Annotated in this window: 13 protein-coding genes; 10 read left to right on the top strand and 3 right to left on the bottom strand. The window is 62.1% G+C overall.

Features of this window, described 5'->3' with window-relative positions; genetic code table 11:
* The first annotated feature begins 27 nt into the window (after positions 1 to 27).
* The 9 genes from pxpB (at position 28) to MFP24_RS06065 (ending at position 6875) form a co-directional block, all read left to right on the top strand.
* Positions 28 to 699 carry a 5-oxoprolinase subunit PxpB gene (pxpB, locus tag MFP24_RS06105; protein WP_249229684.1) on the top strand — a complete coding sequence of 224 codons (672 nt, stop codon included), beginning with the start codon at positions 28 to 30 and terminating at the stop codon, positions 697 to 699.
* On the top strand, positions 696 to 1664 hold the full coding sequence (locus tag MFP24_RS06100; protein ID WP_249229683.1) for a 5-oxoprolinase subunit C family protein: 969 nt from the start codon (positions 696 to 698) through the stop codon (positions 1662 to 1664). Before pxpB ends, MFP24_RS06100 begins: the two co-directional genes overlap by 4 nt.
* A gap of 24 nt (positions 1665 to 1688) precedes the next feature.
* Complete coding sequence (locus MFP24_RS06095) at positions 1689 to 2087, top strand: acetyl-CoA carboxylase biotin carboxyl carrier protein (protein WP_249229682.1); 399 nt, start codon at positions 1689 to 1691, stop codon at positions 2085 to 2087.
* Between the two features lie 11 nt (positions 2088 to 2098).
* A complete protein-coding gene (locus MFP24_RS06090) occupies positions 2099 to 2863 on the top strand; it encodes a LamB/YcsF family protein (RefSeq protein ID WP_249229681.1) in 765 nt (254 codons plus the stop codon).
* Positions 2864 to 3004: 141 nt separating this feature from the next.
* Positions 3005 to 3757, top strand: coding sequence for an SDR family oxidoreductase (locus MFP24_RS06085; RefSeq protein WP_249229680.1), 753 nt, complete (start codon positions 3005 to 3007; stop codon positions 3755 to 3757).
* 33 nt (positions 3758 to 3790) lie between these two features.
* On the top strand, positions 3791 to 4492 hold the full coding sequence (locus tag MFP24_RS06080) for an amino acid ABC transporter permease (protein ID WP_249229679.1): 702 nt from the start codon (positions 3791 to 3793) through the stop codon (positions 4490 to 4492).
* A 4-nt stretch (positions 4493 to 4496) separates the two neighbouring features.
* A complete protein-coding gene (locus MFP24_RS06075; protein WP_249229678.1) occupies positions 4497 to 5240 on the top strand; it encodes an amino acid ABC transporter permease in 744 nt (247 codons plus the stop codon).
* Between the two features lie 18 nt (positions 5241 to 5258).
* On the top strand, positions 5259 to 5996 hold the full coding sequence (locus MFP24_RS06070; RefSeq protein ID WP_283163645.1) for an amino acid ABC transporter ATP-binding protein: 738 nt from the start codon (positions 5259 to 5261) through the stop codon (positions 5994 to 5996).
* 36 nt (positions 5997 to 6032) lie between these two features.
* Positions 6033 to 6875 (top strand): ABC transporter substrate-binding protein, encoded by an 843-nt coding sequence (locus tag MFP24_RS06065; protein ID WP_407061976.1) that lies wholly within the window; start codon positions 6033 to 6035, stop codon positions 6873 to 6875.
* A gap of 100 nt (positions 6876 to 6975) precedes the next feature.
* Here the strand turns inward: MFP24_RS06065 and MFP24_RS06060 are convergent, their stop codons facing one another.
* From MFP24_RS06060 to MFP24_RS06050, 3 genes are read right to left on the bottom strand one after another with little or no spacing between them, the layout of a single operon-like run.
* Positions 6976 to 8406, bottom strand: coding sequence for an aldehyde dehydrogenase family protein (locus MFP24_RS06060; RefSeq protein ID WP_249229677.1), 1431 nt, complete (start codon positions 8404 to 8406; stop codon positions 6976 to 6978).
* Between the two features lie 26 nt (positions 8407 to 8432).
* Positions 8433 to 9716 (bottom strand): NAD(P)/FAD-dependent oxidoreductase, encoded by a 1284-nt coding sequence (locus tag MFP24_RS06055; protein ID WP_249229676.1) that lies wholly within the window; start codon positions 9714 to 9716, stop codon positions 8433 to 8435.
* Complete coding sequence (locus MFP24_RS06050; protein WP_249229675.1) at positions 9700 to 10599, bottom strand: MurR/RpiR family transcriptional regulator; 900 nt, start codon at positions 10597 to 10599, stop codon at positions 9700 to 9702. Before MFP24_RS06050 ends, MFP24_RS06055 begins: the two co-directional genes overlap by 17 nt.
* Before the next feature lie 200 nt (positions 10600 to 10799).
* On the opposite strand from MFP24_RS06050, the gene MFP24_RS06045 reads away from it, so the two are divergent.
* Positions 10800 to 12428, top strand: coding sequence for an ABC transporter substrate-binding protein (locus tag MFP24_RS06045; RefSeq protein WP_249229674.1), 1629 nt, complete (start codon positions 10800 to 10802; stop codon positions 12426 to 12428).
* Positions 12429 to 12449 lie beyond the last annotated feature (21 nt).

Raw genomic sequence — 12449 nt, 5'->3', positions numbered from 1 at the left:
CGCTATCAGGGCCGTAAGAGGTTAACGATGGATCTCGCACAACGGTGGGATAACCCGCAATTGAGCTTATTGGGGACAAGGACGCTGTTATTTGAAGCGCCGGGCCCTTTAGGGCTGGAAAACCAGCAGCGCATCTGGGCGCTGGCCGACTACGCCGACGATCTGCCGGAGGTCGCGGAGTCCGTTCCCGGCATGAATAATCTGATGCTGGTGCTGCGCCACTCGCCGGCGGAGCCTGAATCGCTGTTTACCCGGCTTCTCACTCAGTGGCTGCGGTACGAGCGCAAAGTCTTGCAGGGAAAAACCATCGAACTGCCGGTGGCGTACGGGGGGGAATTCGGCCCGCATCTGCAAGACGTCGCCGAGCACGCCGGGCTGAGCGTCAGCGACGTGGTCGCCCGCCATTGCGCCCCGCTGTACCCGGTCTATGCCCTCGGCAGCCACCCCGGTTACTGCTATCTCGGCAATATGGACCCGACCATCGCCACGCCGCGGCGCCAGACGCCGTTGCTGAGCATTCCCGGCGGAGCCGTGTCCATCGGCGGGCTGCAAACCGGCGTTTCCGCCTCGGCGGGCCCCAGCGGCTGGAACACCATCGGCCATACGGACTTCACCTTCTTCGACGCTTACGCACAGCCGCCGGTCGCCCTGTCGCCCGGCGACAATATCGCCTTTAAAGCCGTGAGGGTGCGCGCATGATTGTGATTGAAAAAACCACCCCGCTCAGCAGCGTGCAGGATCTGGGGCGCAGCGGCAGCCTGCACTACGGCGTCGGCGCCGCGGGGGCGATGGATCCTCTGGCCCTGCGGTTGGGCAACGCCCTGCTGGGCAACGACGCCAACGCCGCGGCGATTGAAATTCCGCTGTTCCCCTTCCAGGCGCGCTTTACCGACGACTGCCGTTTTGCCGTCACCGGCCATGACGGCCAGGTGATGCTGGACGACTCGGCGCTCCCTTTCTGGTGGAGCGCGCAGGCGCGCAAAGGGCAGCGCCTGACGCTGCACGCATCGAGCCATACCGCCCGCGCCTATCTGCATCTGCCCGGCGGCGTCGACGTGCCGGAAGTGCTGGGTTCGCGCAGCACGCAGCTACGCGGCGAATTCGGCGGTTTCAAGGGGCGCGGCCTGCAAAACGGCGACCGGCTCGGCGCCGCGGCCCCGCAACAGCGCGGACCGGTGGATTTCGGCATCGTCCCGCCGTGGCTGGCGCTGGGGGTGGCGGATACGCCGGAGCCGACGATCCGCGTGCTGCCCGCCGCGGAATACGGCGCGTTCAGCGACGCGTCGCGTCAGGCGTTTTGGCGTCAGGCATGGCGTATCACCCCGCAGAGCAATCGCTACGGCTATCGTTTGGCGGGGGAGCCGCTGGTGGCGAAAGTCCCGCTGGAGATGCGCTCGCACGGCATTATTCCCGGCGTGATCCAGGTGCCCCACAACGGCCTGCCGATCGTTCAAATGCGCGACGCGCAGCCCAGCGGCGGTTATCCCAAATTCGGCACGGTGATTGACGCCGATATGTGGCTGCTGGGGCAAATTCCCGTCGGCGGCCGGATACGCTTTCTTCAGGTCGACCATCAGCAGGCGCGAGAGGCGGAACGGCAACAGCAGGCCTATCTGCAAAAAGCGATCGAGCAGATCGACTGCCACCGCCGCTACGCGGATTAATCCCCCATTTACCGAGGTGACGAGATGTTAGCCATTGCTGAACTACGCCAGATCGCCAGCAAGATGAATCAGTCCGGGCTGCGCGATATTGAAATCGTCGACGGCCGCTGCCGGGTACGCATGCGCTGCGACGCGTCCCGACCGGCCGAGGTCGCGCCAACGGCGGCGCCGCAGCCCGCTTGCACCACGATCGCCGCGCCCAGGCCGGGTATCGTCTGGTTTAGCCATCCGCTTAACGGGCGGGTCATCGCCGAACCGGGGGCGACCGTCGCCGCCGGCGAGCTGGTCGCGCTGCTCGGCGTCGGCCACCTGCTGCTGCCGGTGCGCAGCAGCGCCGGCGGGACGGTGAGGCAGCTCTGCGTCGCCGACGGCTGCGTTGTGGAGTACGGCACAGAACTCATGACCCTGTCTCAGGAACCATAAAGGAGCACACGATGACCATCATCGATCTGAACGCCGATCTTGGCGAAGGATTTGGCGATTACACCATAGCGGACGACCGCGCCCTGATGCCGTTAATCTCCTCCGCCAACGTGGCCTGCGGCTTTCACGCCGGCGACGCCGCCATCATGGCCGACAGCGTTCGCCTGGCCAAGGCGCATCAGGTTGATCTGGGCGCGCACGTCGGTTTCCCCGATTTGCTCGGTTTCGGCCGCCGCCGCATGCAGATTGATACGGATACGCTGGCGCACTACGTCACCTATCAACTGGGGGCGTTGGCGGGCTTCGCCCGCGCGGCCCATTACCCCATGACCCATATGAGCTTTCACGGCGCGCTGGGCAATATGGCCGCCGAAGATCCGCAGCTTGCCGAGCCGCTGCTGCAGGCGGTGAAAGCCTTCGACGCCGGCCTGATTATCAGCACCACCGCCGGCAACGCCGTTGAGCGCAGCGCCCGCCGGCTGGGCTTTAAGGTTGCCACCACCTTTCTGGCCGATCGCGCCTACGACCGCCACGGCATGCTGGTCCGGCGCGGCCTGCCCGGAGCGGTGATCCACGAGGTGGCGCAGGTTAGCCAACGGGTTATCCGCCTGCTGACGCAGGGAACGGTGGAAAGTATTGAGGGCGACATCCTGCCCATGTCCGTCACCTCTATCCTGCTGCACGGCGATACCGCAGGCGCCCTGGCGCTGGCGCGGCAACTGCGCCGCGACATAGAGGCGCTGGGGATAAAAATCGTACCGATTTCGCGCCATTAGCTTTTACCGCGGGGAAACTATAAGACAGCCCTATTGCCACAAAAGCTTTATGTCTTATCCGCCCTATCGATTACTGGTTACAGTCCATTTATGCGTATTGCCTCCGGGCAAACGGTTGTTAACGTCAGGGGAGTTCACGCTATGCCATTTTCAGATTATAAAACCGCATTGGTCACCGGCGCATCCGCCGGCCTGGGCGAGGCCATTGTCGAACGTTTGTGCCGCGAAGGCATCAGGGTGCACGCGGTCGCCAGACGTCGGGAACAGCTGGCGGCGCTGGCGGAACGCACCGGTTGCATTCCGCACGCGCTGGATATCACCGACACCGCCGCCCTGACCCGGCTGTGCGCGGGGCTGGAAATTGATATTCTGGTCAATAACGCCGGCGTTTCCCATTCGGGTTCCCTGCTGGATTCCGCAGCGGACAACATCGATAGCCAGGTGGACGTCAACCTGCGCGCCGTGCTGCATTTAACCCGCCTGCTGGTGCCCGGCATGGTCGAACGCGATCGCGGCCACGTCATCAATATCTCCTCCATCGCCGGCGTGTATAACTTCAACGGCAATACCATTTACCACGCCACCAAAGCCGCGGTGCACATGCTGTCGCGCCAGCTGCGCATCGACGTCTACGGCAAACGGGTGCGCGTCACCGAAATTTGTCCCGGCCGGGTGGCCACCGACATCTTCGGCAACGTGCTGGGCGACGCCGAGGAGGCGCGTAAACGCTTTATCGACGGTTTTGAACTGCCGCAGGCCAGGGATGTCGCCGATGCGATCGCCTTCAGCATCGCCGCCCCCGTCGCCGTCAATATCGGACACATTGAACTGACCCCGACCTTACAGGTGCCCGGCGGGCTGTCGACGATGCGCCCGGACGATGCGGCCTGCTGATGGGGCGCGGTAGCGAATGGAGAGGGAACGGCGATGAATAACACGCTTGATTTTGGCGTCATCCTGCACGGGCAATACGCCGAGATGCTGATACAGGGCATAAAGCTGACGCTGCAACTGGCCCTGGGCTCCTGGCTGCTGGCAATGGCGCTGGCGATGGCGCTGGTGGTGCTGCGCCTGGCGAACAAACGGTTGGCGACGGCATTTGTGGCCGCCTACGTCTCTTATCACCGCAATGTGCCGACGCTGGTCCAGCTGATGATGTGGTATTTCGCCATTCCGACCCTGTTGCCCGAGTCGTTGCAGATCTGGCTGAGCGATTTCAATACCGAGTTCATCTTTTCGCTTATCGCCCTGGGACTGTGCCAGGCGGCCTATTTCTCCGAGGACATCCGCAGCGGATTGCGCGCCATTCCCGCCGGTCAAACCGAAGCCTCGCGCGCGCTGGGGATGGGCTATCTGCGCGCCATGCAGCTGGTGATCCTGCCGCAGGGCGTGCGCAATGCGCTGCCGGCGCTTATCAACCACACGGTATTGCTGTTTAAGAACACCAGTCTGGCGATGGTGATTGGCGTGGCGGAACTGACCTACGTCACCCGTGAAATTGAAAACTACACCTTCCGTACTTTTGAGGCGTACCTGCTCTCTTCCCTTGCCTACCTGGCATGCTCCCTGCTGCTGATGGGCGTCGGGGCGGTGCTGGCCCAGCGCTATCAACGCGCCTTAGCGAGGTAACGCCATGCTCGATTTTTTCTCGATCGTTCAGCAAAACTGGATGCTATTCCTGGTCGGCCAATATCCCAACGGACCTTTGGGCGGCATTGTCTGCACCCTGCTGCTGTCGCTGCTGGCGATGCTGTTCGCCTTGCCGATCGGCGTCGTGCTGGGCGTGGCGCGTATCTCCCCGTTCCGCTGGCTGCGCTATCCCGCCACCGTATGGGTGTACGTACTGCGCGGCGTTCCGCTGGTGATGGTGGTGTTTTGGACCTATTTTTGCGTTCCTCTGCTGCTGGGGCGCAACATAGACGGGTTTACCACCATGCTGTGCACCCTGGTGGTATATGAAAGCGCCTACATCGCCGAAATCGTACGCGCCGGCATTCAGGCGCTGCCTTCCGGCCAGTATGAAGCGTCCCGCGCCATGGGCATGAGCTACCTCAAGGCCTTGCGCCTGATTCTTCTGCCCCAGGCGCTGTACAACATGCTGCCCAGCCTGCTCAGCCAGCTGGTGTCGATTATCAAAAACAGTACCCTGGGGTACGTCATCAACGTCCAGGAACTGACGTTCGCCGCCAACCAGGTCAATAACCAACTGCTTACCAAGCCGTTTGAGGTGTTCGCCATCGTCGCGCTCAGCTACTACGTGATTTGCTACAGCCTGACTCTGCTGGCGAATCGTCTGGAACAGCGTATTGCCCGCAAACGTCTGGGGCCGTCGCCAACCGGAGCGGCAAAAGCCGCCCTGTCGGCCGCAAAATCTTAATTCGAGAGGAGTATCCGCATGATTCCGATGATTATGTTTAACCGGGTCAATAAATGGTACGGCGACTATCAGGCATTGACGGACCTGAGCGCGGAAATAAACAGCGGCGAAGTGGTGGTGGTTTGCGGGCCGTCCGGCTCGGGAAAATCAACCCTTATTCGCACCGTTAACCGCCTGGAGCCTATCGAAGAAGGCCAGATCCTGTTCGACGGCCACGATATCCACGGCTCCAGTACGCGCCTTAACCAGCTGCGTACCCGCATCGGCTTCGTGTTCCAGAGCTTCAACCTGTTTCCGCATATTACGGTGCTGGAGAACATCATGCTGTCGCCGGTAAAAGTGCTGGGGCTGAAGCGCGCGGAGGTACGCAAGCAGGCGCTGGAACTGCTGGAGCGCGTCGGTCTTGAGCATAAAGCCGACGCCTATCCGGCCCATCTCTCCGGCGGCCAGCAGCAGCGCGTGGCCATCGCCAGGGCCCTGGCGATGAAGCCGCCGGTGATGCTGTTTGACGAGCCTACCAGCGCGCTGGACCCGGAAATGGTCGGCGAAGTGTTGAGCGTGATGCGCGATCTGGCGCAAGACGGCATGACGATGATGTGCGTCACCCATGAAATGCACTTCGCCCGCGAAGTCGCCGACACCGTCTGGTTTATGGATGCCGGCAAAATACTGGAAAAAGCGCCGCCGGAACAATTCTTTACCCGGCCGCAACACCCCCGGGCGCAGCGTTTTCTGGCCGACCTGCGTCAACACTAACTCTACCGCCTGTTTTAGCTACCGGAGCAATATGCTATGAAAAACGTCAATAAACTGAGTGTGGTCATGCTGGCAGTACCCTTGATGTTGGCCGCCCTGCCGTCGCGCGCCGATAGCCTGGCGGATATTCAAACCCGCGGCACGCTGAACTGCGGGGTTTACTCCGACGTGCCGCCCTTTTCCGCACCCGATCCGCAAACCCGTCAGTTGGTGGGCATGGATGTGGATCTGTGCGGCGCGCTGGCCAAGCAGATGGGGCTGAAGCTCAACCTGATGCCGGTCTCCGTCGAAGCCCGCATCGCCGTCCTCACCACCGGCCGGGTCGACGTGCTGATCGCCAATCTGGCGTATACCAAAACGCGCGCGACGCAAATTCAGTTCAGCGATCCCTACTACATCGCCAAAGAGGTGCTGGTGGTAAAAAGCCCCAACGCGGAAAAAACCCCGGCGGACTTTAAAGGCAAACGCATCAGCGCCACCAAAGGCTCGACGTCGGAGCAGTCCATCCGTATGGCGGACGCCAGGCCGGTCACCTTTCAGGACACCGCATCCGCCTATCTGGCCCTGCAACAGAATAAGTCCGTCGGTTTCGTCACCAACAATATGACCGCCACCAAGCTGGTTATGCAGGCGAAAAAAGACGGGATCGATCTGGCCATCGTCAAAGAGCCGATGGCGCTGGAGCCGGTAGCCGTCGGTTTAAAACTGGGCGAGCCGGCGCTGCTGGCAAAGGTCAATGGCAGCCTTAAAACCATGGACGATTCCGGAGAAATCGATCAAATCTGGAACCGCTGGATTGGGCCGGATACCGATTACAAGATGGTGCGCGAAGAGAAGGTGCAGCCGCTGTCCAGCCTGCAATTCGTGCCGCTGGAATAAAGCGGTCGGCTAAAGACGGCGCCGGCCCGCCCTGGCTTGCGGCTAAAGACGGGAATGGAGCCGAATTCGGTCAGCGGTCTGAACGTTATTCCCGTTCGCGTCACCAACCGCTCACCGATTTTATTTCAAGATATTCCTCCAGTCCCCAGACGCCGCCCTCACGGCCGTTGCCGGACTGTTTATAGCCGCCAAAAGGAGTGCCGGAGGCCCGTGGCGCGCCATTGAGCTGTACCATGCCGGCGCGCAGCCGGCGGGCAACGCGTCGGGCCCGCTCGCGGTTCGCGGTCTGAACCTGCGCGTTGAGGCCGTAGGGCGTGTCATTGGCGATCGCCACCGCCTCTTCCTCGGAGTCGAAGGGGATCAGGCACAGCACCGGCCCAAAGATCTCCTCGCGGGCGATACGCATGCCGTTGTCGACGTCGGCAAAAACCGTGGGCCGCACATAGTAGCCGCGCTCCAACCCGGCGGGACGACCGGGGCCGCCCGCGACGAGCCGGGCGCCTTCCGCGATCCCCGCCGCAATGTACGCCTGGATACGGTCATATTGCCGCTGGGAGACCACCGGACCGATATGTCCGCCCTCTTTCGCCGGCTCGTCCACCAGCGTTTCGGCCGCTACCCGAGCGGCGATGGCCACCGCTTGCTGGTAAACCCGTTTTTCCACCAGCATGCGTGTAGGGGCGTTGCAGGACTGGCCGCTATTGGAGAAGCAGGCGTTGGCGCCGCGGATAACGGCGTCTTCCAGGTCGGCATCGGCAAAGACGATATTAGGCGCCTTGCCGCCGAGTTCGAGCGTTACGCGTTTGACGGTCTGCGCCGCGGTACGCATCGCCGATATGCCCGCCAGGGTGGAGCCGGTAATACTGATCATATCGACATCCGCATGCGCGGCCAGCGCCGTTCCTACGGTCTGACCGCTGCCGTTGAGCAGATTGAAGACGCCGGCGGGGAAGCCGACTTCGTCGATCATCTCGGCAAAGAGCAGCGCCGACAGCGGCGCCGCTTCGGAAGGCTTCAGAATAACGGTGCAGCCGACGGCGAGCGCGGGCAACACCTTGAGGCAGATCTGGTTAATCGGCCAGTTCCATGGGGTGATCAGGCCGCACACGCCGATTGGCTCGCGCAGGATATAGTCGCCGGAACCGTCCGGATGCATCGGCCGCTCAAAAAGATAATCGCGCGCCGCGATGAGAAAATTGTTGATCTGGCTGCGCCCCGCCTCCGCCTGCGCCCGTCGGGCAAAGCTGATGGGCGCGCCCATTTCGCTGGAAATCGCCTGGGCCATCTCCTCAAAACGCCGGTCGTAAATCTTTTGCAAACGCTGCAACGCGGCGATCCGCCGATCGTGCGGCGTTTCACTCCAGCCGGCGAAGGCGCGGCGGGCGGCGCGAACGGCCTGGTCGACATCCTCGGCGTTCCCCAGGCTGATCGCGGCGCACGGCCGCTCGCTCGCCGGGTTCACGATGTCGCAAGGAACGCCGGCCGCCGGCGCCACCCATTTTCCATTAATGTAGAAATCCGTCGTTTTCATGATTCGGCCTCACGTCAGAGGGATAGTTATCCCCACAGGGAATGAATACGATTAATCGGACCGCGCAGACGCGGCACGACGGCGGACAGCAGCGGCGCGGCGAGCAGCGGCCTGAGCGTGGAAATCGCCATCGGCAGCTCCTTTGCCGCCGCGCCGCAGCCGGCTTCTCCCAGCACTTCGCCCAGCGCGGTGGCCAGCGGCACTCCGCGCCCGGAATAGCCGACCAGCGCATACAGCCCCGGCGCCGGGTTATAGAGATGCGGTTGCCGGTCCAGATTGATCGCCAGTTTGCCCGACCAGAACGCGCTCCATCGCAGTTCCTGGTGCAGCGCCGGAAAGATCTCGCAGAAACGGCGGCGCATAAAATTGGCGCTCCATGCGATATTGCGCCCGCGGATGGTTTCGATAAGCCCGCCGACAATCAGCCGATTCTGGCTGTCGAAACGCAGATAGCGCACGTCCGGCCGCGTATCGCCGACGCTCTGGTTGCCGGGAAGAAGGTATTGGCGCAGCGCCGGATCGAGCGGCTCGCTCGCCAGCGCATAGGCCGACATGGTGAAATAGGAACGCCCGAGCGGCGGAAAAAGGCGCGCCGTATAGGCATTGGTGGCGATGCCGATCCGCTTCGCACGGACGCTTCCTCCCGGACAGGTCACGCGCCAAACGCCGGCTTCCCGCGCGATGGCAAGCGCCGGGGATCGGGTGTAAATCTCCGCGCCCTCCAGCATGGCCGCGCGCGCCAGTCCGCGCGCCAGGGCCAGCGGATTGAGATGGCCGCCATCCGGGTGCATCCAGCCGCCGTAATAGGCGTCCGACCCGGTCATCGCCGTAACCTGTTGGCGATCGAGGAGCTGCGGTTTGACGCCCAGCTCAGCATAGAAATCGTGCTGTCGCTTCAAGCGCTCCATCGCCGCTGGGCGGTGAGCCAACTGGAGCGCGCCGGTCCGCGCCGCCTCGCAATCGATGCCGTATCTCTCTATCAGCGAAAAAACCTTCTTGCCCGAATTCACCAGCAGGCTGGCATAGCGCTCGCCGCGTTCCCGCCCCAGTTTCTCGATAAACCCCGGAGGATCGGTGAAGCCAAACACCGGCACACAATGGCCGTGATTGCGGCCGGAACCGCCGAACCCCGCCTCCTCCGCCTCAAGCACCAGGGTCTTCGTGCCCTGCCCGGCCGCATGGATAGCCGCCGTCAGGCCGGTATAGCCCGCGCCGATAACGACGAAATCCGCCTCGTGCTCGCCGGCTAAAGGCGCCGTTTCCGGCGCGGCGGGCGAGGTTTGCTCATAAAGATTACGCTGAATCAGCATCAGTCTGAACGTCCTTAGGGTTATATTCGACCCGGTGGATTTGCCTGCCGCCCTTGCTGCGCAGCGTCTCGATTGAGGCGAGGCGGTCGCGCACCCGATCGGGATGGCGTTTGCTCAGGGCGGCGATAATCGCCTCGCATTGGGCGAAGGCCGCCACGCGGGAATCGAAGGCCGAAAGACTTTCAACCGGAGAAACCAGAACCTGGTCGGCGAAATTGCCGATCGGCGAAAGCCAGCGATCGGTGAAAAGAACGATACGCGCCCGCGCCTCTTTGGCGAGACGGGCGAATTCCACGATATCGGCCTGATAGCGCCGGTAATCAAACGCCACCAGGGTCACCTGGCTAGTGAAATCCGTCACCCGGTCAAACAGCCGCGTCGACTCATTTTCGATAAAGAAGACGCCGGGCCGCACCTGACCGAGCAGCAAAGACAGGCGCAGGGCAAGCGTAGAGCTGGAGCGCCCCCCGATGCAGTAGACCGTCGCACGCTCGTCACCGAGCAGATCGAGCACCGCTTCGAACTCATCCTCGCGAAAATCGTCCGCCGCCTGTTGCAGAGCCACAGCAAGATTGCGCATAAAATCGGCATATCCCCCCGCCCCCGGCGCGGCAACGCTTTGCGTATCGAACATGGATAACGGCGAATTGAGCTTCTCGCTCACCTCGTCGATCAGCGCGTCCTGAAAGGCGGTATAGCCGTTGAAGCCGAGCTTGGCCACGAAGCGGAGAACGGTCGGCACACTAACGCCGGCGCGCTGCGCGAACCCGGCGACGCTCGAAAGCCCCGCCGAAGGATAATTCGCCAGCAGCGTACGCACCACCCTGCTCTCGGCCGATGTCAGCTTCCGCCCGCCCTCAGTGAGTTTATTCTTGATTGCCATGCCGTCCTCCTCCGCCATTACTTGTACAATATTGTAAATTTCATAACAAATAACCAATTTTGATATCTAATGCTACATAAGTTCATTGACGCACGGGCGAGTTATCCCAAATTATTAAGCCTCGATTTCCAGCAGGTCGGCCCGCTCACCGCGGGGCGATTCGCGCTTATCGGCAGAACAATAAAAGGGGGATATTTGACGTGCGCAACAAGCTTTTACTCAATATCACCGCCGTTCTCCTGTGCGCCGCCACATTCCATGCCGGCGCGGAGAGGCTGCGGTTCGCTTCGCAGGGCGACATCACATCGATGGATCCTTACGCCATCGACGAAACATTCACCACCGGGTTTCTCGGCAATGTCTATGAAGGACTGATTAGGCGGGCGCCGGACCTCTCTATCGAGCCGGCGCTGGCGGAGAGCTGGGAAATGGTCGAGCCGCTACGCTGGCGTTTCCACCTGCGCCAGGGCGTGAAGTTTCATGACGGCAGCCCCTTTACCGCCGATGACGTGCTCTATTCCGCCGAACGCGTCCGTTCCGGCGCTTCGGATTTCAAGAACAGGCTGGCTCCCGATACCAGGGTTATCAAAGTCGACGATTACACGGTCGACTTCGTCACCACAACGCCGAATCCGACCCTCCATTACCAGTGGGGCAACTGGTATATGATGTCCAAAAGCTGGGCCGCGAAGAACAACATCGGCGCGCCTGACAAGTCGGGCGGCGGCGAGGAAAACCATGCGACCCGGCATGAAAACGGCACCGGTCCCTTCCGGCTCGACTCGCGCGAGCCGGGTATCCGCGCCACGCTTAAGGCCAATCCCGACTGGTGGGGCAATGCGTCGCGTCCCGGCAATATCACCGAGGTCGTCTTCACCCCGATCCCCAACGCCTCGACGCGCGTTGCGGCCCTGCTGTCCGGCCAGTTGGACGTTATTTTCCCGGTTCCCGTTCAGGATATCGAGCGCGTCGAACGGACCGCCGGCACGCATATGCTTGTCGGTCCCGAGCTGCGCACCATTTACCTGTTTCTGGATCAATTCCGCGACGAACTGCTCTATTCCAACGTCAAAGGCAAAAATCCGCTCAAGGACCGCCGCGTGCGCGAAGCGCTGTACCGCGCCATCGACATCGAAACGATCAACAAGAAAGTGATGCGCGGCATGTCCACCCCTTCGGCGCTGATGATCGCCCCCGGCATCAACGGCTTCAGCCCGGACTTCAAGCGCCTCGACTACGATGCAACGCAGGCCAGGGAGCTGCTTGCGCAGGCGGGCTATCCGGACGGTTTCGAACTGGGCCTCGATTGCCCGAACGACCGCTACGTCAATGACGAAGCCATCTGCGTCGCCGTCGCCAATATGTGGTCCAAAGTCGGCGTCAAGGTCAAGCTCAACGCCCAGACCAAAACAAAATTCTTCGAGAAGGTCTTCGCGCCGAAGCTCGACTTCAGCGTCGGCCTTATCGGCTCGACGCCGCCCAGCTTCGACAGCTGGGCGCCGATCAACTCGCTGCATATGTGCCCGCGCGTCTCGCCGGACGCGGCGGCCTGGGGAGAGGAGCAACGCGAGAAGGTCAGCAACGGCAAGTCCAACTATGGCGGCTACTGCAATCCCGAGGTCGATAAGCTCGCCAACCAGATATTGTCCGAAACGGATCGGGCCGAACGGAATGCGCTAATTAAGGCGGCATGGCGGATTACCACCGACGATATCGCCTATATTCCGCTCCACCAGCAGTGGATCGCCTGGGGCGTTCGCGACGGCATCGAGCTGAAGCAGCGTCCGGACGACATCTTCGACTGGCGCTACGTGCGGGTTAACCGGTAATTGTCATCCGCGGCGAGACCG

This window comes from Brenneria tiliae, assembly GCF_023347575.1.
Lineage (GTDB): Bacteria > Pseudomonadota > Gammaproteobacteria > Enterobacterales > Enterobacteriaceae > Brenneria > Brenneria corticis.
This window is presented reverse-complemented; position numbering and strand designations above follow the sequence as displayed.

Coding starts and splice junctions, on each gene's coding strand:
- pxpB (WP_249229684.1), top strand. CDS start 28: ATGGATCTCGCACAACGGTGGGATAACCCGCAATTGAGCTTATTGGGG.
- MFP24_RS06100 (WP_249229683.1), top strand. CDS start 696: ATGATTGTGATTGAAAAAACCACCCCGCTCAGCAGCGTGCAGGATCTG.
- MFP24_RS06095 (WP_249229682.1), top strand. CDS start 1,689: ATGTTAGCCATTGCTGAACTACGCCAGATCGCCAGCAAGATGAATCAG.
- MFP24_RS06090 (WP_249229681.1), top strand. CDS start 2,099: ATGACCATCATCGATCTGAACGCCGATCTTGGCGAAGGATTTGGCGAT.
- MFP24_RS06085 (WP_249229680.1), top strand. CDS start 3,005: ATGCCATTTTCAGATTATAAAACCGCATTGGTCACCGGCGCATCCGCC.
- MFP24_RS06080 (WP_249229679.1), top strand. CDS start 3,791: ATGAATAACACGCTTGATTTTGGCGTCATCCTGCACGGGCAATACGCC.
- MFP24_RS06075 (WP_249229678.1), top strand. CDS start 4,497: ATGCTCGATTTTTTCTCGATCGTTCAGCAAAACTGGATGCTATTCCTG.
- MFP24_RS06070 (WP_283163645.1), top strand. CDS start 5,259: ATGATTCCGATGATTATGTTTAACCGGGTCAATAAATGGTACGGCGAC.
- MFP24_RS06065 (WP_407061976.1), top strand. CDS start 6,033: ATGAAAAACGTCAATAAACTGAGTGTGGTCATGCTGGCAGTACCCTTG.
- MFP24_RS06060 (WP_249229677.1), bottom strand. CDS start 8,406: ATGAAAACGACGGATTTCTACATTAATGGAAAATGGGTGGCGCCGGCG.
- MFP24_RS06055 (WP_249229676.1), bottom strand. CDS start 9,716: ATGCTGATTCAGCGTAATCTTTATGAGCAAACCTCGCCCGCCGCGCCG.
- MFP24_RS06050 (WP_249229675.1), bottom strand. CDS start 10,599: ATGGCAATCAAGAATAAACTCACTGAGGGCGGGCGGAAGCTGACATCG.